This window comes from Xanthobacter sp. 126 (genome assembly GCF_000526175.1).
Lineage (GTDB): Bacteria > Pseudomonadota > Alphaproteobacteria > Rhizobiales > Xanthobacteraceae > Xanthobacter > Xanthobacter aminoxidans.
Window position 1 is genome coordinate 363,035 of the sequence record NZ_JAFO01000001.1, and the last position, 20,903, is coordinate 383,937.

A 20,903-nucleotide genomic window follows, 5' to 3' on the forward strand; every position below is an offset into this window, starting at 1 on the left:
GCCGGGCGGGGGCACGGGCGCCTTGGATGGTCGAGGTCTAGGGGGAGAGACTTGCGCGACGCTTGCGGGAGATGGCGGCCGCGCCGACCATCACTGGAACACCAGCTCGGCCTGGAGCGCACCGGAGGTCTTCACCGCCTGGAGGATGGAGATGATGTCCGACGGCTTCAGCCCGAAGCGGTTGAGGCCGTTCACCAGCTGCTGAAGATTGGTGCCGCGGACGATGCCGATGGGTCCGCCGCTCTCGTCGGCCTGGATGTTGGTGCGCGGCACCACCACCGTCTCGCCGAAGGTGTAGGGCTCGGGCTGCGACACCTCGGGCGTCTCCGTCACCTGCACAGTGAGATTGCCCTGGGTGACCGCGAAGGTGGAGACCTGCACGTTGCGGCCGATGACCACCGTGCCCGTGCGCTGGTCCACCACCACCTTGGCCGGCGTGTCCGGCGTGATGCGCAGTTCGCCGATCTCGGCGATGAAGCGGGCGGTGCCGGAATGGGGCGGGCGCTGCACCACCACGGTGCGCAAATCGCGCTCGCGGGCGAGGCGCTTGCCGTAGCGGGCGTGGGTATAGGCGTTGATGACGTCGGCCATCAAAGCGGCGGTGCGGAAATCGGGATTGGTGAGGTCGATGAGGATTTCCGGCAGTTCGGAGAGCTGGCCGGGGATCTGCCGTTCCACCAATGCGCCGTTGGCGATGCGCCCGGCGGTGGGTACACCCTGGCTCAGCGTCTCCGCCTGCCCGGTGATCTGGATGCCGGACACGATCTGGCCCTGTGCCACCGCATAGGTCACGCCGTCCGCGCCGTTGAGGGGGGTGACGAGCAGCGTGCCGCCGCGCAGGGACGTCGCATCACCGAGCGAAGCGATGGTCACATCGATCCGCGTGCCGAGGCCGGCGAAGGCGGGCAGGTTCGCGGTGACGGCCACGGCCGCCACGTTCTTGGCGCGCAGCGACAGGCCCTGCACGTTGATGCCCATGCGGTCGAGCATGGATTGCATGGCCTGCTCGGTGAAGGGCGAGTTGCGCAACGTGTCGCCGGTGCCCTGGAGGCCGATGATGAGGCCGTAGCCGACCAACTGGTTGTCGCGCACGCCCTGGATGGAGGAGATGTCCTTGATGCGCGTCGTCGCCTGGGCGGCGGCGGGGCCGGCGAACGCGAGGTGCGCGGCGAGGAGCGCGGCGAGGGCCGCGAGCGCGAGGCGGATCATCGCGTCTTCACCCATACGGTGCCGTCGCCCGCCACCTCGCCGACGATGATCTGGCCGGAATCCATGTTCTTGAGCCGGATGGTCGCGCCCGCCGCCCCGGAATCGAGCGGCATGCCGTATCCGGAGATGGCGAGCCCGCCGTCCTTCAGCTGGATGCGGGTGGCGACGCCCTTGGTGACGAGGGTGACATCCACGAGCGCATTGAGCGGAACCGGCTGGCCGGCGGCGATGACCCGCCGGGCCGATTTGCCCACCACGGCGGAGGACTGAAGCGCGATGCCGCCGCGGTCGAGCACGGCGTCGGACACCTCGCGCTGGGCGAGCATGCCGGCAGAGATGACATCGCCCGGATAGAGGGTGACGGCGGCGACCGGAATACGCGCCATTGGCGTGGCCTCGGCCGGCGGGCGCACCGGGGCCGGGCGCGACGGCTCGCTTTCTTCACGGCCGGCGGCGGCCTGCTGGGCGAGGGAAGAGATGCTCTGCGCCGTAGTGGGGGCGGCCACAGCGCAGAGCAGGGCCACAAGACCGGCGAAGACGCCGGCCCGCAGCCGTCGGGACATGAGCATGGCGCGCCCAAGGGCATGTGCGGCCAAAGGATGCGTGCTCATCGAATGCCCTTGGAAACCACGCCGGCCATGTCGTCGGCGGCCTGGATCACCTTGGAGTTCATCTCATAGGCGCGCTGGGCCTGGATGAGTTGGGTGATCTCCTTGATGGGGTCCACGTTGGAGCCTTCCAGATACCCCTGCACCACGGCGCCGAAGCCGGTGGTGCCGGCGACGCCCGTCACCGGCTGGCCGGAGGCGGAGGTCTCGCGATAGAGATTGTCGCCGAGCGGCTCCAGGCCGGAATCATTGGCGAAGGTGGCGAGCGTCAGCTGGCCCACCAGCGTCGGTGAGGACTGGTTGGCGATCTGCGCATAGACCTGCCCGCTCTCGTTGATGACGATGCTGCTGGCGTCTTGCGGCAGCGTGAGGGACGGGTTCAGCGCATAGCCGTCGGCAGTCACGAGCTGGCCGGTCGGGCCCTTGTTGAAGGAGCCGGCGCGGGTATAGAGCGTGTCGCCCGAGGGGCTGGTGATCTGGAACCAGCCGCGGCCGTTCAGGGCGAGATCGAGCGGGTTTCCGGTCTGCGCCAGCGGGCCTTGCAGATGCAGGTTGCGGATTCCGATGGTGCGCACGCCGAGGCCGACGAGGGCGCCCTCCGGCACCGGGTCCGCGCCGTCCTGATTGGGCACGCCCTGCGCGCGCTCGGCCTGGTAGAGCAGGTCGGTGAACTCGGCGCGGGCGCGCTTGAAGCCGGTGGTGTTGATGTTCGCGATATTGTTCGCGATCACCTCCACATTGGTCTGCTGGGCCGACATGCCGGTCGCGGCGATGGCCAAGGCTCTCATGTCACTCTCCTCAGATGGCCATCCGGCTGATTTCCTGATAGGCGGCGACCACCTTGTCGCGCACCGCGATGGCGGTTTGGAGCGTCTGCTCGGCCGACATCACCGCCTCCACCACCTGCTGCACGGAGACCTTTCCGTGGATGCCGGAGATGGCGCTCACCTCCGCCGTCTTCACCTGATCCACCGCGTCCGACGACATGCGGGCGAGCATGGTGGAGAAATCGGAGATGCTGCCCGCGCTCTGGGTGGCGCTCGCGGCCTCGGTGGCGCGGGCGGAAGTGGTGGCGCTGGTGGCGGTGGCGCGGCTCAGCGCATTGAGGGAAACGGCATCGATCATCACGGCGTCCTCAACAGATCGATGGTCATGGCGACCATGGAGCGCGCCTGCTTGATCATCTGGAGGTTGGCCTGATAGCTGCGGCCGGCCTCCCTCAGATCCGCCATTTCGGCGAGCGGATTGACGTTCGGCACCTTCACCCGCCCCTCGGCGTCGGCGGCCGGGTTGCCGGGGTCGAACTCCACGGAAAAGGCGCTGCGGTCCACGCTCGTGGCCTTCACCTTCACCCGCGATGCGCCGAGGGCGCGGTCGGGCTCCTGGGTGAATTCCACCGTCTTGCGGCGATAGGGGTCGGCGCCCGGCGTGGAGCCGGTGGAGCGCGCATTGGCGATGTTCTCGGCGACGATGCGCATGCGCTGGGTCTGCGCCGCGAGGCCGCTCGAGGCGATGCCGGTGATGGTCTTGAAGGGATCGCCGATCATGACTTCACGCTCGCGAGGATCATGCGGTGGAAGGAACGGACGATGGAGGTGTTGAGCGAATAGGCGCGGTTCACCTCGTCGGCCTTCAACATCTCCTGCTCCAGGCTCACGCTGTTGCCGGAATGGGACGTATCCCAGCCGTCGCGCGGCGCGACCTTGGCGGCGCCGATGCCGCCCGCCGCCACGTCCATGTGGCTGCCGGAGGTGCGGGCGACGGCGAGGCGCGTGCGGTCGAGGATGGCGGCGAAGGGCTCGGCGTCCACCGCCTTGTAGCCGGGGGTGTTGGCGTTCGCGATATTCCCCGCGATGGCCGTCTGCCGCACCGTGGCCCACTGGGCATGCCGCGAGGCGAGATTGAACAGGAACAGGGGCTCCATGGCACATTCCCCGGATGGTTCGCGCGCCTTCTGAAGGGGCGAGGGATGATGGAGTGCTAGCGCGCCAACCTTGCCCGAGGCTGGCCGCCCCCTCACGCACTCAGGCGCACGCCCTCCAGCGTCGCCCTGAGGTATTCGAGGAGTGCATCGGGCGCGGGCTCATCGCCGTGGTAGAGGATGCTGTCCATCTCCACGCCGACGGCGCCCGCATCGAAGATGATGCGGAAGTAGAGCGAGCAGTCGTCGCAGCCGAGTTCCATGTCCATGGAGACGGTGGGGGCGACGCCCCAGTCCGCCTGGATCACCGCCTGCCCGCCATAGCGCAGCGCGCCAGGCTTCAGGGAGCGCTCGGCGCAGGAGGCGACGATGTCGTCGATGATGTTGGTCTGCCCGGCATGGATATAGGCCATGAGCAGGCCGGCATTGGTGAAGAACAGTTCGGTCATCACCTCGCGCAGCGCACCGGCCAGCGCCCGCTCGCAGGCGAGCCGCTCCATCTTCGGCCGGGCGGCGAGACGCTGCAGGCGGAGGAACTCATTTCGCGCCATGGCCCGGCCTCGCATAGATGTAGTGCAGGATCTTCGCTACCGGCCGGTAGAAGTCCTGCGGAATCCACTGGTCCACCTCCACCGCCGCGAACAGGGCGCGGGCGAGCGGGCGGTCCTCGATCACCGGCACGCCGTGGCGCTCCGCGATCTCGCGGATCTTGAGGGCGATGAGGTCCACCCCCTTGGCCACGACCAGCGGTGCGCCGCCGGTCTGCCGGTCGTATTGGAGGGCGACGGCGTAATGGGTCGGGTTGGCGATCACTACGGTCGCCTTGGGCACGGCGTTCATCATGCGCTGGCGCGCCCGCTCGCGGGCGACGGCGCGGATGCGCGCCTTCACCATGGGATCGCCCTCGGCCTGCTTGAACTCGTCCTTCACCTCCTGCTTCGTCATGCGCAGGTTGGTCTTCCAGCTCACCCGAGACCAGACGATGTCGGCGGCCACCAGCCCGATGGTGACGACGCACACCGTCGCCACGAGGCGCATGGCGAGCGCGAGGAGCACGCTCGGCAGGCGCAGGGGATCGGTGAACATGGCATTCACCACCTCATGCTCCTGCGCATAGAGCACGAGGGCCGCGACGACGCCGATGGCGAAGAGCTTGAACAGCGCCTTGCCGAACTCGATGTGACCCTGCGTCCCGAAGATGCGCTTGAAGCCGGCGGAGGGTGACACCCGCGACCATTGCGGCCGGATGCGCTCGGTCACCAGCGACGGCACGTTCTGGAAGCCCGAGGCCACGAGGCCTGCCAGCATCAGCACGATCACCATGGGCATCAGGAAGCGCCCGGCCCCCGCCAGCGCCCCCCACAGGATCGACACCGCATCGTTGCCGGTGGCGATGGGAAAGCCGGCGGGATCGTCGATGAGGCGGGAGAGGTCGGCGGTCAGCAGCCGCACCGGTGACGCGACGAAGAAGGCGAGGATGGCGAGGATGCCGAGGAGCGAGGCGAACAGCGTCGCCTCCCGCGAGAAGGGCACGTTGCCCTTCTCCACGGCGTCGGAAATCTTCTTCTCGCTCGCCTCTTCTGTCTTGCTCTCCTTGTCCTGTTCCTCAGACATGGCGCCCCCGCAGCGGCGTGGTCAGAAGGGCAGGGTGCTCAGCGCACATAGGCGTCCTCCTCCGTGCCGGAGGAAATCTCGATCTCGCCGCGCCCCGCCATGTCGAGGGCGAGGTCGGTGACGGTGCGGCGGGCCTCCATCACGTCCTTGGCCGGGGCCGGCTCGCTGCCGGCCATCTCCTGCTCCACCATGCGGCGCACGCGGGCGCCGAGGGACTGGAGGATGATCTCGCGGAATTCGGGATCGGTGCCCTTCAGCGCCAGCACCAGTTTGTCGGTGGGCACCTGGTCGAACAGCGCGGTGCGGGCGCGCGGCGTCAGCTTCACGATGTCGTCGAAGGTGAAGAGCAGGCCCTTCAGGATTTCCGCCGATTTCGGGCGCGTCGAGGCGAGGCTCGCGAGCACCGTCTCCATGGCGTCGCGGTCCATCTTGTTGATGATGTCGGCCATGCGCGCGTGCGGGTCGGCGCCGGCATTGCGCGAGAAGTTCATCATGAAGTCCTCGTGCACCGTGCGCTCGATGACCTGCATGGTGGCGTCCACGATGGGCTTGAAGGTGAGCATCCGCCGCATGATGCCGTTGCGCTTGTCCTCCGGGATGAAACTCAGCACCTTGGCGGCGCAGGCGGGCTTCACCTTCGAGAGCATCAGCGCCGCGGTCTGCGGGTGCTCCTTGGCGACGTAGGTGGCGAGCACGTTCTCGTTGACCGTGGAGATGCGGTCCCAGATGGACTGGTTCGCCGCGCCCATGATGTCGTTCATGATGTCTGCGATCTGCTCGGGCGGGAGCACACCCTGCAGCAGCTGCTCCACGTCGGCGACAGTGCCGACGAGGTTCGCTCCGCCGGCGAAATTGCTGGCGAAGTCCTCGACGAGGCTTTCGATCTGAGCCGTGCTGACCGGCTTCAGCGACGCGATGGAGCGGGTGATGAGGCGGATTTCGTCCGCCTCGAAATGCTTCATCACGCGGTTGGCCGCGGGCGTGCCCATGGCCATCAGCAGGGCCGCCACGCGGTCTATGCCCTGGAGGGGACGCGGCTTCGCCGCGCTCGCAGCCGGCATGGCCGCCTCAGCCGGCGTCGGCGTCGTTGGGGCCGACGATCTCGGTCAGGGAGACGCCGAAACGGGAATTGTCGTCCTCCACCACCATCACCTCGCCGCGGGCGATGACGCGGCCGTTCACCACCACGTCCACCGGCTCGCCGACCCGATGGTCGAGGGGCACCACGGTGCCGCGATTGAGCTTCAGGAGGCTCGACACCGGCATGGAGGCGGAGCCGAGCACCACCTGCAGCAGCACCGGGATGCGCTTGACGGTCTCAAGCCCCGCGCCGGAGCCGAGCGTGTCGCCGCCCTTGGCGAGCAGCGCCTCGTCGAGCGCGCTGGACGGGGTCATGGTTTCGATGTCGGGAGCGGACATGGCTTTGATCCGGAAGTGCGAGGGCGGTCAGCGGTCGTGCAGCTCGGGCGCGAGGGGCGCGCGGGACTGGCGCGCGTCGATTTCGGCGAGGAGGGCATGGGCGGTATCGATGCGGCCGGCGAGCAGCACCAGCACCTCGCGCCCGTCGCGGCCGAAGGTGTCGAGGGCGTCGCGGGCGCAGACGAGGGCGGCGGAGGCCTCCGCCAGTGCCTTGCCGTAGTCGGCGTTCAGCCGGTCCACCGCCTTGAGCCGGCGGTAGAGCAGGGCGACCGAGGCGGTGGTGACGACGAGGGCCGCGAGCAGGATGAGATCAGCGGGGAAGGATGTCATCGATGAAGTCCTGATGCTGGTTGATCTGCTCGTCGAGGCGCACCACGTATCCGCCGTCCGACTGGCCGAGATGGCACCAGAAGAGCGGCTGGGCGGCGCTCTCCAGCTTCACCCGGCTGGCGGGGGTGGCGTCGAGCTTGAGGATCTGGCCCACCTTGAGGGCGGCGATGTCGCCGAGCGTCACCTCGTGCTCATCCAGCACGGCACGCAGCTCCACCTCGGTGCGGTTCACCTCGTCGCGGATCTTCTGCGCCCATTTCGGGTCGCGCCCGCCGGTCTCCGCCTGGCTGGTGCTGGCGAGCGCGCGGCGCAGCGGCGTGAGGGCCGATTGCGGGATGGTGACGAACATCTCGCCACCCCGGTTCAGCGCCTGGAGCAGGAATTTCGCTGTCACGGCCAGATTGTTGCGCCGGCCGATGACGGCGAAGTCCATGCGGGTTTCCTGCCGCTCGAACTGGAAGCTGGTGTCGCTGACGAGGGCGAAGGCGGATTTCAGCGCCTTCGTCATCTGTTCGAACAGCAACTGCGCCACGCGCCCCTCGATGTTGGAGAAGGAGCGCTCGTCCTCCACCGGTGGCTCGGACCCGTCGGCGCCGAACAGCACCTCGATCATGGTGAAGATGAAATCCCGGTCGAAGCCGACGATGAGCTGGCTGTCCCACGACGGGGCATTGAAGATGCCGGCAATGGCCATGCCCTCATAGGCTTCGAGCACGTCGCCGATGCGCCCGCTCTCGACGCTGGAGAGCGAGTAATAGGCCTGCGAGGCCGCCACCTGCCGAAGCCCGTCGGCGCAGAAGGTGGCCATGCGGTCGAACAGCACGTGCAGCATGGGCAGCCGGTCCAGCGAGAGGCCGGCGGCATCCAAAAGCATGTCGCGGATGTCGTGGTGCTTGGAGGCGGATTTGGCGGCGGATTTGGCGTTCATGGATCAGGCCGCCTGCTGCACGGTGCCGTTGGCAGACGGCGCGGCCTGGATCGCCTCGCTCTCCACCTCGTCGATGGTGGGGCGTTCGCCGGCGGAGATGGTCTTGCGGCCGTGCTCCAGCGCGATGGGCGGCAGCGCGCCGTTCATGAAGGCGATGAGCGCCTGCTTGGTGATGATGAAGGGCTGGCACTGCTTCTCGCGCGTGCTCTTCACCTTGGCGGCGAGGGGCGAGATGATGGCGTAGGACGAGTAGATGCCAACGAAGGTGCCGATGAGCGCCGAGCCGATATAGTGGCCGAGGATTTCCGGCGACTGGTCGATGGCGCCCATGGCCTTCACGATGCCGAGCACCGCGGCGCAGATACCGAGCGCGGGCAGCGCTTCCGCCACCGTGCTGAGGGCGCCGGCGGCCTTGGTCTTGTGCTTCTTGATGGTGGAGATCTCCTGCTCCATCAGCGCCTCGATCTCGTGCGACTTGGCGTTGCCGATGAGGATGAGGCGGGCGTAGTCGCAGATGTACTGGGTCAGTTCCTTGTCCTTGAGCAGGCTCGGGAAATGGCCGAACAGCGCCGAGCTTGCCGGATCGTCGATATGCGCCTCGATCTCGTTGCGCGGCTTCTGGCGCATGTCGCGCATCAGCGCGTAGAGGAGGCTGAGGAGGGCGAGGAAATCCTTGCGCTTTGGCCCGGTCCCCATGGCCGCCTGCATGATGCCGGAGCCCGTGTCCTTTATGACCGAGAACGGGTTGGCGATGATGAAGGTGGAAAAGGCGATGCCGCCGATGATGAGGAATTCGAACGGCTGCCACACCACCTCCGGGTGTCCGCCCATGGCCATGAAGCCACCAAAGGTAGCGGCCAACCCCAAAATGATTCCGATGATGACGGCCACGGCTTCCCCCGTTCTGTCCAGTGTCCGGTGGTAGGGGGCGAGGATTGTGCGAGGCTGTGCTCTGTCGATCCTTGCAATGACCCGCTTTCACTCCATAATCACCGCCAAAATGGAATGGATTGTTCTGCCCTCTTTGGGTTGTGCGTGCTACACAACTCGCGTCTTGGCTCGTCGGCCTTTCTGGTTGCATGTTCGGCCGTTGCGAAGCCTTCGATATCCCGTGCCTAGCCCTGACCGGCACGGGGTGGCCGGACCGGGGGGTGTCAGAGATGACGTCTTCCGGTCCGCGCTGGGCTGATCCCGAAAATCCTCACATATTGAGCGCCTTAAGCCCGCAAGGCTCACGCAAGGCAGGGCATGCGGAATAGGCCGGCCGCCGGCCTCCCGCCGCGCGCGCCCTGTTCCCCGCGGATGCTCCCATGGAAAGCACGCTCCTCACCTACCGCCTGCTGGCGCGCGACATGACGCGCTCCTTGTCGACCAAGGCGGCCGAGAAGCCGGTGGCGCTCGAATCGGGCTACTACCTCAAGCACATCGGCAAGGTGACGAGCATCGACGGCTTTCTGAAGGATACCCGGCTCTTCACCTATGCCATGAAGGCCTTCGGCCTCGAGGACATGGCCTATGCCAAGGGCTACATGCGCAAGGTGCTGAAGGAGGGCGTGACCGATCCCAAGAGCTTCGCCAACAAGCTCAACGACGATCGCTTCAAGGCCTTCGCCAAGGTGTTCGATTTCAAGGGCCTGGGCGCCGCCGCCACCCAATCGTCCGAGGCCGGCCAGAAGGTGGTGGACCGCTATGTGCGCCAGGCGCTGGAGGCGGACCAGGGCGCCAGCAACGAGGGTGTGCAGCTCGCGCTCTATTTCCAGCGCCAGGCGCCCACCGTGAAATCGGTCTACGGTTTGCTGGCCGATCCCGCGCTCTGGAAGGTGGTGAAGACCATCTACGACTTTCCCGACGCCATGGCGGCCGCCCCCATCGAGAAGCAGGCCAAGGCGGTGAAGGCGCAGCTCAACATCGCGGACCTGAAGGAGCCGGCGAAGCTCGATGCGCTGCTGCGCCGCTTCAGCGCCAAGTGGGACGTGGCGCAGGGCGTGGATGCCGCCCCGGTGCTCGATCTCTTCTCTGTCCGCACGTCGAGCGCGGCGTCCTTCTCCATCCTCAACCTGAAATACGGAGGCTGAGATGGGTTCGGGTCTCTACGTCTCTCTCTCGGCGCAGCTCGCCGCCGACAAGCGGCTCACCACCATCGCCAACAACGTGGCGAACCTCAACACCGCCGGCTACCGGGCGGAGGAGGTGCGGTTCGAGGAGATGGTCTCCAGGGCCGGGGGGGAGGACGTGTCCTTCACCTCTACGGGTGAGACCTACACCTCGCGCAAGTCGGGGCCGATCAACCCCACCGGCAATCCGCTCGACATCGCGGTGGAGGGCAAGGGCTGGTTCGCGGTGCGCGACGGCGCCACCACCGCCTATACCCGCGACGGGCGCATGAGCATGAGCCCGGAGGGCGAACTGCGCACGCTCTCCGGCCGGCCCATCCTCGATGCCTCCGGCGCGCCGGTGGTCATCGATCCCACCGGTGGTACGGTGCGCATCGGCACCGATGGCTCGATCTCCCAGAACCGCCGCGCCATCGGCCGTGTCGGCCTGTTCCTGATTCCGGAGGACGCGAAGCTCGCGCGCCGCGACGGTGCGCTGGTGGTGCCGGACAAGCCCGCCGCGCTGGTGCAGGACTACACCCGCAACGTGGTGCGGCAGGGCTTCGTGGAAGGCGCCAACGTGGATGCCGTCACCGAGATGACGCGCCTCATCGCCCTTCAGCGCGCCTTCGAGATGGCCGCCTCCGCCGTGTCGCAGACCGAAGATTCCACCTCCCAGACCATCCGCGAGCTTGGGCCCGGATGAGTGCGCCCCCCATGAACACGTCCCCGATGAACGCCCTCCAGCGCCTGCGCCACGCCGTGGAAAGCGGCCTCGAGGAAAATCCCCTCGTGCGCGTCGGCGGTATCGTGCGGGAGGTGGCGCCCACCCATGTGCGCGTCTCCGGCCTCTCCAGCTTCGTCACGCTCGGCGAACGGGTGGGCTTCGAACAGGCGTCGGGCACCAGCATCGGCGAGGTGGTGCGCATCGATCCGGCGGGCGCGGTGGTGAAGCCGTTCGACGAGCGGGTGTCGGTGGGCATCGGCACGCCGGCCTTCCGCATCGGCCCCCTCGCGCTCCGCCCGGATCGTTCCTGGAAGGGGCGTGTCATCGATGCGCTGGGTCGCCCGCTGGACCGGCCCGAACCGCTGGCCCATGGCCCCTACCGGATGCCGCTGGATGCCGAGCCGCCGCCCGCCATGGCGCGGGGGCGGGTGCATCGGCCGCTGGTCACCGGGGTGCGCGCGGTGGATATCTTCACCCCCATCTGCGAGGGCCAGCGCATAGGCATCTTCGCCGGCTCGGGCGTGGGCAAGTCCACGCTGCTTTCCATGTTCGCGCGCTCGGCCGGTTTCGATACCGTCGTGGTGGCACTGGTGGGCGAGCGTGGACGCGAGGTGCGGGAGTTTCTCGAAGGCCCGCTCGCCGCCAGCCGTGATCGAGCGGTGGTCATCATCTCCACCTCCGACCAGAGCCCCATGATGCGCCGCCTCGCGCCCCAGGCGGCGCTGGCGGTGGCGGAATATTTCCGCGATGCCGGGGAGAGCGTGCTGCTTATCGTCGATTCCGTCACCCGCTACGCCCATGCCGCGCGCGACGTGGCGCTGGCGGCGGGCGAGCCGGCGGTGGCGCGGGGCTATGCGCCGAGTGTCTTCTCCACGCTGCCGAAGCTGCTGGAGCGGGCCGGGCCGGGCATGGAGGGGGAGGGGGCCATCACCGGCATCTTCTCCGTGCTGGTGGATGGCGACGACCACAACGATCCCGTGGCGGACGCCATCCGCGGCACGCTCGACGGCCACATCGTGCTCGACCGCGCCATCGCGGATCAGGGCCGCTTTCCCGCCATCAACCTGCTCGGCTCCATCTCGCGGCTGGCCGGCGAGGTCTGGAGCGAGCCGGAGCGTGATCTGGTGCGGCGGCTGAAGGCCATGATCGCCCGCTTCGAGGACACGCGCGACCTGCGCCTGATGGGCGGCTACCAGCCCGGTGCCGACGGCGAGCTGGATCAGGCTGTGGCCATCGTGCCGCGCATCTATGACGCCCTGCGGCAGGACCCCGGCGACCCACCGAGCCTTGCCGCCTTTTCCGATCTCGCGGCTGCGCTGAAGAGCTGAGTCCAGCCCCGCGCAAGCCATCCGCCCTCAGATGCGGCGACGACACTGGCGCAGGCTCCCCCTTCCGGCGAGCGCGCCCTTACAGACCGCCACGAGGACCGAGCCATGAGCCTTTACGGAATGCTGCGCACCAGCGTGTCGGGGATGACCGCGCAATCCAACCTGCTCGGCACGGTCTCCGACAACATCGCCAATGCCGGCACCGCGGGCTACAAGCGCGCCGACACCCAATTCTCCTCGCTGCTGCTGGAGACCGGCGGCACGGAATATCAGTCCGGCTCGGTCAATACGGACGTGCGCTACGCCATCAGCCAGCAGGGCGCGCTGAACTACACCTCGTCCTCCACCGATCTCGCCGTGCAGGGCTCCGGCTTCTTCCTGGTCAACGACCCGTCCGGCCAGACCCAGCTGACCCGCGCGGGCTCGTTCCAGGTGGATGCCAGCACCGGCAACCTCGTGAACAGCGCCGGCCTCACCCTGATGGGCTACGACGTGTCCGCCGGCGATCCCAACGTGGTGCTGAACGGCACGGCCGGCCTCGTGCCCATCAACCTGCAGAACACCAAGCTCGCGGCGACGCCCTCCACCGAGGGCACGTTCGCGGCGAACCTGCCGTCCAATGCGGCTGTCGCCACCGCCCCCACCGCCGGCGCCAACGTGGCGGGCGCGAGCTTCACCGACAAGTCGTCGCTGGTCGCCTACGACAACCTCGGCAATGCGGTGACGCTCGATCTCTACATGACCAAGACCGCCGAGAATCCGGGCGTTTGGGAGCTTGCGGTCTACGACCAGGCCGCCGCCCCCGCCACCGGCACTTTTCCCTATGCGTCCGGCCCGCTTTCCACCCAGACGCTGACTTTCGACGCCAGCGGCAAGCTCGCCTCCGGCGGCAGCATCTCGCTTGCCGTGCCGAACGGGGCGACGCTGATGCTCGATCTCGCCGGCATGTCCCAGCTTGCGGCGCCCTACACGCCCTTCACCGCCAGCGTGAACGGCAATGCGCCGAGCCCCATCTCCGACTTCTCCATCGCCAAGGACGGCACCGTCTACGCCACCGATGCCAACGGCCGGAAATCCGCCATCTATCGCATCCCGCTGGGCACCGTGCAGAGCCCGGACCGGCTGGAGCCATTGACCGGCAACGCCTACAGCACCACGCTGGATTCCGGCGCCATCCAGATCGGCTTTCCCAACGAGGGGGGCGTCGGTTCGCTGCTCTCCGGCGCCACCGAGCAGTCCAACGTGGACATGGCCTCCGAACTCACCCGCATGATCGTGGCGCAGCGCGACTACACCGCCAATTCCAAGGTGTTCCAGACCGGCACCGAGCTGCTCGACGTGCTGATGAACCTGAAGCGCTGATCTGACGGCGCAGCCGCGCGCACGGGTGCATCATGAGCCTTTCCCTCGCCTTCAACACGGCGCAGTCCTCGCTCGCCGCCAATTCGGCGAAGATCGCTTTGTCCAGCCGCAACGTGGCCGGGGCGGCCGAGGCTTCCGCCTCGCGCAAGATCGCCGTCACCACCACGGCGGCGGACGGCTCGGTGCGGGTGGTTTCCATCACCCGCGCCACGGGCAGCGCGCTGTTCGAGCGGATGCTCGGCGCGACCTCGGACAGCGCCGCCCAGCAGGCCCTCGCCGATGGCCTCGGCCGTCTCGCCCAGACCGTGGGCGACCCGCAGGACCCGACTTCCCCCGTCGCCCGCCTCGGCACGCTGAAGGATGCGCTGGCCCGCGCCGCCGATACGCCGGACGACATGACCCTCGCCCAGGCGACCGTGACCGCCGCGCAGGATCTCGCCTCCTCTCTCAACACCGCCACGGATACCGTGCAGCAGGTGCGCACGGATGCGGATGCGGCGATCGCCACTTCGGTCGGGACCGTCAACGATCTGCTCCACAAGTTCGAGGCGGAGAACAGCGCCATCGTGAAGGGTAGCGCCGCCGGCGCCGACATGACCGATGCGCTGGACCGCCGCGATTCCATCCTCGCCAGGCTCTCCGAGGAGATCGGCATCTCCACGGTGACGCGGGCCAACAACGACATCGTCATCTACACCGAGGGTGGCGCGACCCTGTTCGAGACCACCGCCCGCACGGTGGGCTTCACCCCCGTTCACACGCTCGATGCGAACACGCAGGGCGGCAGCGTGTTCGTGGACGGCGTCTCGGTGACGGGGCGCGACGCCACCATGCCGGTGCGCACGGGCCGCATCGCCGGTCTCACCCAATTGCGCGACGACGCCGCGAGCACCTACCAGACCCAGCTGGATGAACTCGCGCGCGGCCTCACCGACGCGTTCAAGGAGACCGACGGCGCGGGCAACACGCGCGCCGGTCTGTTCGTGCCCGCTTCGGGCAGCGCCACCGTGCCTGGGGCTCTTGCGCCCGGCCTTGCCGGAACGCTCGCGGTGAACGCAGCCGTGGACGTGGCGCAGGGCGGCGACATCCGCCTGCTGCGCAACGGCGGCATGAACGGCGCGGCCTTCGCCGCCAACACCACGGGCGCCGCGAGCTTCGCCGGCCGGCTGAAGACGCTCTCCGCCGCGCTCGACGCTCCGCGCTCCTATGACGGCGCGGCGCAACTCTCCGACAACCAGAACCTCGTCTCCTTCGGCACCGCCTCGGTGAGCTGGCTGGAAGGCGCCCGCAAGGCGGCGGACACCCGGCTCGATTCGCAGAAGACGGTGCTGGCGCAGGCCTCCAATGCCCTCTCCGCCGCCACCGGCGTGAACCTCGACGACGAATATGCCAGCCAGCTCGAACTGGAGCGCGGCTATCAGGCCACGTCCAAGCTGATGGGCGTGGTGAACCAGCTCTATGACAGCCTCTTCCAGATGATCGGCTAAGCGATGCGCAGCACCTACATCTCCACCCTCGCCTGGACCTCCCCGTCCCGCGCGGCGCTGCCGAAGCTGCAATCGGACATCTCGAAGGCCACCACGGAAATCGCCACCGGCCGGCAGGCGGATGTGGGCTTGGCGCTGGGCATCGCGACGGGGGAGAGCGTGGGGCTGCATCTGGCGCGGGGCGCGATCCTGTCGCAGAAGCAGGGCAATGCGCTGGCCTCGAGCCTCCTCGGCCACAGCCAGGTGGCGCTCTCCCAGATCTCGGACGACGCCAACCAGTTCCTGAAGGACATCCTCGCCGGGCAGGCGGGCAATGCCTCCGGCGCCATCCTCGCGGATCAGGCGAAGTCGGCGCTCGATGCCTTCACCGCGCATTTGAACGCCACAGACGGGCAGCGCTACCTGTTCGCCGGCATCAACAGCGCCGAAAAGCCCATGGCGGACTATGCCGCCGGCCCCAAGGGTGTGGTGGATGCGGCGTTCGCCGGCGCGTTCGGGCTTGATCCCGCAAACCCGCAGGCGGACCCGCAGGTGGCGGATATCTCCGCCGCCGACATGTCGTCCTTCCTCGACGGCGCGTTCAAAGACCTGTTCGCCGATCCCGCGTGGGGCGCGAACTGGTCCGGCGCGTCGGACGAGGCGCTGACCAGCCAGATCTCCGACACCGCGCGCGTTCCCGTCACCACCACTGCCAACACGAAAGCCATGCGCAACCTTGCCATGGCATTCACGATGGTGTCGGAGCTTGGCACGGCGACCCTCTCGGAGGCGACCCGCAAGGTGGTGCTCGGCAAGGCCGTCACCGTCGCCGGCGCGGCCGTGAGCGGTGTCATATCCCTGTCGGCTCAGCTCGGGGTGTCCAAGTCCCGCGTGGATGCGGCGGACGAGGCCCTCGCCAAGGTTTCCGATCTCGTCGACCGGAGGATCAATGTCCTCGAAGGGGTCGATCCCGCCGAGGCGAAGACCCGCCTCGACACCCTGACGACGCAGTTGCAGATGTCCTACGCGACCACCTCGAAGGTGATGCAGCTGAGCATCCTGAACTACATCTGACATGAGGGTGCGTGATGTACCGTTTCTCCTACACGGAAATACTTGACGAGTCCGCGACGCTCAACCGCGAGCGTGAACGCCTCGCCCTCGACCAGGCGGTGAATCTGCTCACCCTCGCGGCCAAGGCGGAGCCCGGCTCGCGCGAGGTGCTGGCGGCGGTCGCCTATCTGCAGAAGCTCTGGGGCTTCTTCATCAGCGATCTCGCCGATGCCAACAACGAGCTGCCGCGCGAGCTGCGCGGAACGCTCGCCTCCCTCGGCCTGTGGGTGATCCAGGAGTGCGACCGCCTGATCTCCGGCACGGGCGGCGACATTCCCATGCTCATCGACGTCAATCGTGCGATCCGGGATGGCCTGCAATGACGAAGTCTATGCACATCTCCCTCAAGGCCGGTGAAAAGCTGTTCCTCAACGGCGCCGTCTTACAGGTGGACCGCAAGGTGACGCTGGAACTGCTCAACGACGCGACCTTCCTGCTGGAGAGCCACGTGATGCAGCCGGAAGACACCACCACGCCGCTGCGCCAGCTCTATTTCGTGGCGCAGTCGCTGCTGGTGGATCCGGCGAATGCCGATGCCGCACGCGGGCTGTTCTTCCGTCAGCTGGCGTCGCTGGTGACCACCTTCACCAAGCCCGCGATCCTGATGAACCTCGACGACGCGGGCCGCCTCGTCGGCGAGGGGCGGACGTTCGAGGCGCTGAAGGCGCTCAGGGGCACGTTCCCGCTGGAGGAGGCGATCCTGAACTGCGCGGTGCCGCCGAAAGTCGCCTGACGCGTTCCGCGCGGTTGCCGGCCAGGCCGCCCGCAAGGTCGGCCTCGCGCAATCCTCGCGGGCGAGAAGGGTGCGAAAAGGAGATCGCAGCATGACCCAGGTTCAGAGCGTCGCGTCCGCGGCCGGCGGCGCCGCAACCAGCAAGACGGCCTCGGCCGGCAAGGCGAACAGCATCGACTACAACGCCTTCCTCCAGCTCCTGGTGGCGCAGTTGCAGAACCAGGACCCGACCCAGCCCATGGACTCCACCGCCTACATGTCCCAGCTCGCCTCCTTCTCCCAGGTGGAGCAGCAGGTGGCGAGCAATGCGAAGCTGGAATCCCTGCTGGCCGCCAGCGCCTTGCAGTCGGCCAACCTCGCGCTGGGCCACACCGTGACCTCCGCAGACGGCAGCGTCAGCGGCAAGGTCTCCTCCGTCGAGATCACCAGCGACGGGCCTCTGGCGCAGCTCTCCAACGGCAAGAGCCTGCTCATCGGCCCCGGCGTGACGGTGAGCTGAAGATGAACGAGGCGGATGCGCTCGGCATCGTCCATTCGGCCATCTGGACCATCCTTGTCGCCGCCGGCCCGGCGGTCGCCGCGGCCATGCTCATCGGCATCCTCGTCGCGCTGTTCCAGGCGCTGACGCAGATCCAGGAAGTCACCCTCACCTTCGTGCCCAAGATCGTCGCGGTCCTGGTGGTGGCGGCGGTGACGGGCTCCTTCATGGGCGCCCAGATCATGGCCTTCACCGAGGAAATCTACGGCCGCATATCGAGCGGCTTCTGAGCCCACGTCTGCAGGGGAGCCTGACGCATGTCCGACATCACGGTGCGCGATCCGGCGCAGGGCTCGCGCCGCGACATCGGCTTCGCTATGGGCATGGTGGCGATCCTCGCCATCCTGTTCCTGCCCATCCCGCCGGCGCTCATCGATATCGGCCTCGCGCTCTCCATCGCGCTCTCCGTGCTGATCTTGATGGTGGCGCTGTGGATCGACAAGCCGCTCGAATTCTCAGCCTTCCCGACCGTCCTCCTCATCGCGACGCTGCTGCGCCTCGGCCTCGGGGTGGCGACGACACGCCTCATCCTCGCCCATGGCTCCGACGGTGTGAACGCGGCGGGCCACATCATCCACGGCTTCTCGCAGCTCGTGATGAGCGGGGATTTCGTCATCGGCATCGTGGTGTTCCTGATCCTGGTGACGGTGAATTTCCTCGTCATCACCAAGGGCGCCACCCGCATCGCGGAGGTCGGCGCGCGCTTCACGCTGGACGCCATCCCCGGCAAGCAGATGGCCATCGACGCGGACCTGAACGCCGGCCTCATCGACGACAAGCAGGCCCAGCGCCGCCGCGCCGAGCTGGAGGAGGAAAGCGCCTTCTTCGGGTCCATGGACGGCGCCTCCAAGTTCGTGCGCGGCGAGGCGGTGGCGAGCCTCATCACCATCGCGGTGAACATCTTCGGCGGCATCATCATCGGCGTCACCCGGCACAAGATGCCCATCGGCGACGCGGCGGACATCTTCACCCGCCTGTCCGTGGGCGACGGCCTCGTCTCGCAGATCCCCGCGCTCATCGTCTCGCTCTCGGCCGGCCTCCTCGTCTCCAAGGGCGGCACAAGGGGGCGGGCGGAAAAGGCGGTGCTGGGCCAGCTCGGCGCCTATCCCCGCGCGCTGTTCGTGGCCGCCGGCCTCCTCTTCGCCCTGGCTCTCGTGCCCGGCCTGCCGTTCCTGCCTTTCGCGCTCATCGGCGGCATGATGGCCTTCGTCGGCTGGTCGGTGCCGCGTCAGCTCGCGAAACAGAAGGCGGACGCCGACGCGCGCGACGCCGAGGCGAAGCAGGAGGCGGACCGCGAGGCGCGCGAGTCCGTGAAGGAGCAGTTGAAGACCGCCGAGATCGAGGTATGCGTCGGCAAGCAGCTGGCCACGCAGGTTCTGCGCACGCCTTCCGAACTCGGCAACCGGCTCGGCAAGATGCGGCGCAAGTTCGCCCTCCGCTACGGCTTCGTGGTGCCGGACATCCGCATGACGGAGAGCCTCGCCGCGCCGCCCAAGGGCTACCAGATCAAGATGCACGGCACGGTGCTGGCGGCGCAGGAGATGCGCATCGGCGAACTGCTCGTGGTGGTGGGCGACGGGCCGCCGCCGGATGTGCCCGGCGACGAGGCGCGCGAGCCGGCCTTCGGCATGAAGGCCATGTGGATTCCGGAGGCCTACGCCACCGAGGTGAAGCGCGAGGGCTTCGCGCCGGTGGACAACCTCACCGTCATCCTCACCCACCTCTCCGAGGCCATCGCCAACAATTTGCCGCAGCTTCTCTCCTACAAGAGCATGCGCGCGCTGATCGACCGGCTCGATCCCGAATACAAGCGCCTCGTTGAGGATATCTGCCCGGCGCAGATTTCCTATTCCGGCCTGCAGGCGGTGCTGAAGCTGCTCTTGGCGGAGCGCGTGTCCATCCGCAACCTCCATCTCATCCTCGAGGCGGTGGCGGAGATCGTGCCCCACGCGCGCCGCTCCGAGCAGGTGGCGGAGCATGTGCGCATGCGCATGGCGCAGCAGATCTGCGGTGATCTCGCCGAGGGCGGCGTGCTGAACGTGCTGCGCCTCGGCAGCCGCTGGGATCTCGCCTTCCACCAGAGCCTCAAGCGCGACGCCAAGGGCGAGGTGATCGAGTTCGACATCGATCCGCGCCTCGTGGAGCAGTTCGGCACCGAGGCGGCCACCGCGGTGCGCGAGCGCATGAAGGCGGGCGCGCCCTTCGTGCTCGTCACCGCGCCGGATGCGCGGCCCTATGTGCGCATGATCGTGGAGCGCATGTTCCCCTCGCTGCCCGTGCTCTCCCATGTGGAGATCGCGCGCGGGGTGGAGATCAAGGCGCTGGGCGCCATCTCGTGAGCCTGCTTGCCCGCGAGGCGGTGCTCGCCGCCTTCCTCGTCTTCTGCCGGGTGGGCGGCGCGCTGATGCTGATGCCGGGCATCGGCGGCCGGCATATTCCCATGCGCGTCAGGGTGTTCCTGGCGATCGCCCTGTCCTTCGCCTTCCTGCCGCTGGTGCTGGATCAGGTGGCGCCGAAGGTGCGGACGGCGGGCTCCGGCGATTTCGTGTTCATGATCGCCGGGGAGCTTCTGACCGGCCTTCTCATCGGCCTCTTGGCGCGGCTCTATGTGACGGCGCTGCAGTTCGCCACCAGCTTCATCGCCCAGGCGGTGGGCGTCTCTCCCATGCCGGGCGCGTCGGTGGAGGAGGACGAGCAACTGCCCATCCTCGCCACCCTCATCGTCTTCTCTGCCACGGCCCTCATTTTCGTCGCCGACCTGCATCTGGAACTGGTGAAGGGGCTGGTGGACAGCTTCGCCCGCGTGCCGCCGGGCAGCCTCCTCGCCGTGCGGCCGGCCCTGGTGGACCTCGTGGACCAGATGTCGGCGGTGTTTCTGGTGGCCGTGCGGCTCTGCGGCCCCTTCATCCTCTATTCGGTGATGGTGAATTTCGCCGTGGGGCTCATCAACAAGTTCACGCCGCAGATCCCGGTCTATTTCGTGGCGACGCCCTTCGTCACCGCCGGCGGGCTGCTGCTGCTCTATGTGAGCGTGGAGCCGCTGCTCTCGGCCTTCCTCGTCGCGTTCTCCCAATGGCTGAGGGCGGGCTGATGGAGAAGGAGCGCCACAGGAAGGCCGAGCGCCTCGTTGCCGTCCAGCGCCAGTTGAAACGCGCCGCTGAGACCCGCCATGGGCAGGCTGTGCGCGAGAGGGTGAGGCTCGATGGCGAGACGGCGGACCTCATGGCCGCCCTCGACGATGGCCGCTTCGCCCCGCTGATGCTGGAGAATGTCGCGCGGCGGCTGGAGCGCGTCGCCCTCGTCCGCCAGCAGGCCCACGCCTCCGAGGTGGCCGCCGCCGACCAGGTAAAAGCAGAGAGCTTCACCCTGAAGCGCGCCGAGCGCCATGCCGAGGCGACCGGACGCCTCGCTCGCGCCGAGGAAGAGCGGACCGCCACCGACGCCATCGCCGAGGCGAGCCTCGTCTCCAGCGGGCGTGCAAGCCTCGCATAAGCATGGCGGGGCAGGGTGGCGT

26 protein-coding genes are annotated in these 20,903 nt (G+C 68.0%); 13 read left to right on the top strand and 13 right to left on the bottom strand.

The genetic code is table 11. The annotated features are described in order from the left end of the window. Positions 1–90: 90 nt before the first annotated feature. The 13 genes from flgI to motA all read right to left on the bottom strand — a co-directional run bounded on the left by flgI (position 91) and on the right by motA (position 8,920). Positions 91–1,209: a flagellar basal body P-ring protein FlgI gene (flgI, locus tag XAN126_RS0101685; protein WP_024276868.1), complete on the bottom strand. Its 1,119-nt coding sequence runs from the start codon at positions 1,207–1,209 to the stop codon at positions 91–93. Then, entirely contained in the window at positions 1,206–1,778 is a 573-nt protein-coding gene (gene flgA / locus XAN126_RS26755; RefSeq protein WP_197023992.1) for a flagellar basal body P-ring formation chaperone FlgA, read from the bottom strand. The genes flgI and flgA overlap by 4 nt, the downstream gene beginning before the upstream one ends. 38 nt (positions 1,779–1,816) lie before the next feature. After that, a complete protein-coding gene (gene flgG / locus XAN126_RS0101695; protein ID WP_024276870.1) occupies positions 1,817–2,605 on the bottom strand; it encodes a flagellar basal-body rod protein FlgG in 789 nt (262 codons plus the stop codon). 10 nt (positions 2,606–2,615) lie between these two features. After that, the gene (locus XAN126_RS0101700; RefSeq protein WP_024276871.1) at positions 2,616–2,942 is read right to left on the bottom strand and encodes a flagellar hook-basal body complex protein FliE; all 327 of its coding nucleotides are present in this window, start codon (positions 2,940–2,942) and stop codon (positions 2,616–2,618) included. Continuing rightward, a complete protein-coding gene (gene flgC / locus XAN126_RS0101705) occupies positions 2,942–3,364 on the bottom strand; it encodes a flagellar basal body rod protein FlgC (protein ID WP_024276872.1) in 423 nt (140 codons plus the stop codon). Before flgC ends, XAN126_RS0101700 begins: the two co-directional genes overlap by 1 nt. Next, on the bottom strand, positions 3,361–3,741 hold the full coding sequence (gene flgB / locus XAN126_RS0101710) for a flagellar basal body rod protein FlgB (RefSeq protein WP_024276873.1): 381 nt from the start codon (positions 3,739–3,741) through the stop codon (positions 3,361–3,363). Before flgB ends, flgC begins: the two co-directional genes overlap by 4 nt. Before the next feature lie 92 nt (positions 3,742–3,833). Beyond that, entirely contained in the window at positions 3,834–4,289 is a 456-nt protein-coding gene (locus XAN126_RS0101715; protein WP_024276874.1) for a hypothetical protein, read from the bottom strand. Continuing rightward, complete coding sequence (flhB, locus tag XAN126_RS0101720; RefSeq protein WP_024276875.1) at positions 4,276–5,352, bottom strand: flagellar biosynthesis protein FlhB; 1,077 nt, start codon at positions 5,350–5,352, stop codon at positions 4,276–4,278. Before flhB ends, XAN126_RS0101715 begins: the two co-directional genes overlap by 14 nt. Positions 5,353–5,390: 38 nt before the next feature. Continuing rightward, complete coding sequence (locus tag XAN126_RS0101725) at positions 5,391–6,413, bottom strand: flagellar motor switch protein FliG (RefSeq protein WP_024276876.1); 1,023 nt, start codon at positions 6,411–6,413, stop codon at positions 5,391–5,393. A 7-nt stretch (positions 6,414–6,420) separates the two neighbouring features. Then, on the bottom strand, positions 6,421–6,747 hold the full coding sequence (gene fliN, locus XAN126_RS0101730) for a flagellar motor switch protein FliN (protein ID WP_051460736.1): 327 nt from the start codon (positions 6,745–6,747) through the stop codon (positions 6,421–6,423). Between the two features lie 51 nt (positions 6,748–6,798). Then, the gene (locus XAN126_RS0101735; protein WP_024276878.1) at positions 6,799–7,101 is read right to left on the bottom strand and encodes a hypothetical protein; all 303 of its coding nucleotides are present in this window, start codon (positions 7,099–7,101) and stop codon (positions 6,799–6,801) included. Continuing rightward, positions 7,082–8,029, bottom strand: a complete 948-nt coding sequence (locus XAN126_RS0101740) for a FliM/FliN family flagellar motor switch protein (protein WP_024276879.1) — start codon at positions 8,027–8,029, stop codon at positions 7,082–7,084. Before XAN126_RS0101740 ends, XAN126_RS0101735 begins: the two co-directional genes overlap by 20 nt. 3 nt (positions 8,030–8,032) lie before the next feature. Next, on the bottom strand, positions 8,033–8,920 hold the full coding sequence (gene motA, locus XAN126_RS0101745; protein ID WP_024276880.1) for a flagellar motor stator protein MotA: 888 nt from the start codon (positions 8,918–8,920) through the stop codon (positions 8,033–8,035). A gap of 419 nt (positions 8,921–9,339) precedes the next feature. Here motA and XAN126_RS0101750 point away from each other — a divergent pair, with 419 nt between their 5' ends. From XAN126_RS0101750 to XAN126_RS0101810, 13 genes are all read left to right on the top strand, one after another. Next, positions 9,340–10,104 carry a DUF1217 domain-containing protein gene (locus tag XAN126_RS0101750; RefSeq protein WP_024276881.1) on the top strand — a complete coding sequence of 255 codons (765 nt, stop codon included), beginning with the start codon at positions 9,340–9,342 and terminating at the stop codon, positions 10,102–10,104. A gap of 1 nt (position 10,105) precedes the next feature. Beyond that, positions 10,106–10,828 (top strand): flagellar basal-body rod protein FlgF, encoded by a 723-nt coding sequence (gene flgF, locus XAN126_RS0101755; protein WP_024276882.1) that lies wholly within the window; start codon positions 10,106–10,108, stop codon positions 10,826–10,828. A 26-nt stretch (positions 10,829–10,854) separates the two neighbouring features. Further along, positions 10,855–12,177: a flagellar protein export ATPase FliI gene (gene fliI / locus XAN126_RS0101760; RefSeq protein ID WP_024276883.1), complete on the top strand. Its 1,323-nt coding sequence runs from the start codon at positions 10,855–10,857 to the stop codon at positions 12,175–12,177. Between the two features lie 105 nt (positions 12,178–12,282). Next, complete coding sequence (locus XAN126_RS0101765; RefSeq protein ID WP_024276884.1) at positions 12,283–13,539, top strand: flagellar hook protein FlgE; 1,257 nt, start codon at positions 12,283–12,285, stop codon at positions 13,537–13,539. Positions 13,540–13,571: 32 nt separating this feature from the next. Continuing rightward, positions 13,572–15,026 (top strand): flagellar hook-associated protein FlgK, encoded by a 1,455-nt coding sequence (flgK, locus tag XAN126_RS0101770; RefSeq protein ID WP_024276885.1) that lies wholly within the window; start codon positions 13,572–13,574, stop codon positions 15,024–15,026. A gap of 3 nt (positions 15,027–15,029) precedes the next feature. Then, positions 15,030–16,079, top strand: a complete 1,050-nt coding sequence (locus tag XAN126_RS0101775; RefSeq protein ID WP_024276886.1) for a flagellar hook-associated family protein — start codon at positions 15,030–15,032, stop codon at positions 16,077–16,079. A gap of 14 nt (positions 16,080–16,093) precedes the next feature. Then, positions 16,094–16,441, top strand: a complete 348-nt coding sequence (flaF, locus tag XAN126_RS0101780) for a flagellar biosynthesis regulator FlaF (RefSeq protein WP_024276887.1) — start codon at positions 16,094–16,096, stop codon at positions 16,439–16,441. Beyond that, positions 16,438–16,851 carry a flagellar biosynthesis repressor FlbT gene (flbT, locus tag XAN126_RS0101785; protein WP_024276888.1) on the top strand — a complete coding sequence of 138 codons (414 nt, stop codon included), beginning with the start codon at positions 16,438–16,440 and terminating at the stop codon, positions 16,849–16,851. The genes flaF and flbT overlap by 4 nt, the downstream gene beginning before the upstream one ends. Positions 16,852–16,942: 91 nt before the next feature. Beyond that, positions 16,943–17,350 carry a flagellar hook assembly protein FlgD gene (gene flgD / locus XAN126_RS0101790; protein WP_024276889.1) on the top strand — a complete coding sequence of 136 codons (408 nt, stop codon included), beginning with the start codon at positions 16,943–16,945 and terminating at the stop codon, positions 17,348–17,350. A gap of 2 nt (positions 17,351–17,352) precedes the next feature. Next, positions 17,353–17,619 carry a flagellar biosynthesis protein FliQ gene (fliQ, locus tag XAN126_RS0101795; RefSeq protein WP_024276890.1) on the top strand — a complete coding sequence of 89 codons (267 nt, stop codon included), beginning with the start codon at positions 17,353–17,355 and terminating at the stop codon, positions 17,617–17,619. Between the two features lie 27 nt (positions 17,620–17,646). Next, positions 17,647–19,728 (top strand): flagellar biosynthesis protein FlhA, encoded by a 2,082-nt coding sequence (flhA, locus tag XAN126_RS0101800; RefSeq protein WP_024276891.1) that lies wholly within the window; start codon positions 17,647–17,649, stop codon positions 19,726–19,728. Next, entirely contained in the window at positions 19,725–20,480 is a 756-nt protein-coding gene (gene fliR, locus XAN126_RS0101805; protein WP_024276892.1) for a flagellar biosynthetic protein FliR, read from the top strand. The genes flhA and fliR overlap by 4 nt, the downstream gene beginning before the upstream one ends. Then, positions 20,480–20,881: a hypothetical protein gene (locus XAN126_RS0101810; protein ID WP_024276893.1), complete on the top strand. Its 402-nt coding sequence runs from the start codon at positions 20,480–20,482 to the stop codon at positions 20,879–20,881. The genes fliR and XAN126_RS0101810 overlap by 1 nt, the downstream gene beginning before the upstream one ends. Positions 20,882–20,903 lie beyond the last annotated feature (22 nt).

Excerpts from the sequence above, each read along its gene's own strand:
- XAN126_RS0101775 (WP_024276886.1), top strand. The coding sequence starts at position 15,030 with ATGCGCAGCACCTACATCTCCACCCTCGCCTGGACCTCCCCGTCCCGC.
- flhA (WP_024276891.1), top strand. The coding sequence starts at position 17,647 with ATGTCCGACATCACGGTGCGCGATCCGGCGCAGGGCTCGCGCCGCGAC.
- flgG (WP_024276870.1), bottom strand. The coding sequence starts at position 2,605 with ATGAGAGCCTTGGCCATCGCCGCGACCGGCATGTCGGCCCAGCAGACC.
- fliN (WP_051460736.1), bottom strand. The coding sequence starts at position 6,747 with ATGACCCCGTCCAGCGCGCTCGACGAGGCGCTGCTCGCCAAGGGCGGC.
- flgB (WP_024276873.1), bottom strand. The coding sequence starts at position 3,741 with ATGGAGCCCCTGTTCCTGTTCAATCTCGCCTCGCGGCATGCCCAGTGG.
- flgD (WP_024276889.1), top strand. The coding sequence starts at position 16,943 with ATGACCCAGGTTCAGAGCGTCGCGTCCGCGGCCGGCGGCGCCGCAACC.
- XAN126_RS0101750 (WP_024276881.1), top strand. The coding sequence starts at position 9,340 with ATGGAAAGCACGCTCCTCACCTACCGCCTGCTGGCGCGCGACATGACG.
- XAN126_RS0101725 (WP_024276876.1), bottom strand. The coding sequence starts at position 6,413 with ATGCCGGCTGCGAGCGCGGCGAAGCCGCGTCCCCTCCAGGGCATAGAC.
- flbT (WP_024276888.1), top strand. The coding sequence starts at position 16,438 with ATGACGAAGTCTATGCACATCTCCCTCAAGGCCGGTGAAAAGCTGTTC.
- XAN126_RS0101810 (WP_024276893.1), top strand. The coding sequence starts at position 20,480 with ATGGAGAAGGAGCGCCACAGGAAGGCCGAGCGCCTCGTTGCCGTCCAG.
- fliI (WP_024276883.1), top strand. The coding sequence starts at position 10,855 with ATGAACGCCCTCCAGCGCCTGCGCCACGCCGTGGAAAGCGGCCTCGAG.
- flgA (WP_197023992.1), bottom strand. The coding sequence starts at position 1,778 with ATGCTCATGTCCCGACGGCTGCGGGCCGGCGTCTTCGCCGGTCTTGTG.
- XAN126_RS0101700 (WP_024276871.1), bottom strand. The coding sequence starts at position 2,942 with ATGATCGATGCCGTTTCCCTCAATGCGCTGAGCCGCGCCACCGCCACC.
- flhB (WP_024276875.1), bottom strand. The coding sequence starts at position 5,352 with ATGTCTGAGGAACAGGACAAGGAGAGCAAGACAGAAGAGGCGAGCGAG.
- flaF (WP_024276887.1), top strand. The coding sequence starts at position 16,094 with ATGTACCGTTTCTCCTACACGGAAATACTTGACGAGTCCGCGACGCTC.
- XAN126_RS0101740 (WP_024276879.1), bottom strand. The coding sequence starts at position 8,029 with ATGAACGCCAAATCCGCCGCCAAATCCGCCTCCAAGCACCACGACATC.
- XAN126_RS0101765 (WP_024276884.1), top strand. The coding sequence starts at position 12,283 with ATGAGCCTTTACGGAATGCTGCGCACCAGCGTGTCGGGGATGACCGCG.
- flgI (WP_024276868.1), bottom strand. The coding sequence starts at position 1,209 with ATGATCCGCCTCGCGCTCGCGGCCCTCGCCGCGCTCCTCGCCGCGCAC.
- flgC (WP_024276872.1), bottom strand. The coding sequence starts at position 3,364 with ATGATCGGCGATCCCTTCAAGACCATCACCGGCATCGCCTCGAGCGGC.
- XAN126_RS0101715 (WP_024276874.1), bottom strand. The coding sequence starts at position 4,289 with ATGGCGCGAAATGAGTTCCTCCGCCTGCAGCGTCTCGCCGCCCGGCCG.
- flgK (WP_024276885.1), top strand. The coding sequence starts at position 13,572 with ATGAGCCTTTCCCTCGCCTTCAACACGGCGCAGTCCTCGCTCGCCGCC.
- flgF (WP_024276882.1), top strand. The coding sequence starts at position 10,106 with ATGGGTTCGGGTCTCTACGTCTCTCTCTCGGCGCAGCTCGCCGCCGAC.
- XAN126_RS0101735 (WP_024276878.1), bottom strand. The coding sequence starts at position 7,101 with ATGACATCCTTCCCCGCTGATCTCATCCTGCTCGCGGCCCTCGTCGTC.
- fliQ (WP_024276890.1), top strand. The coding sequence starts at position 17,353 with ATGAACGAGGCGGATGCGCTCGGCATCGTCCATTCGGCCATCTGGACC.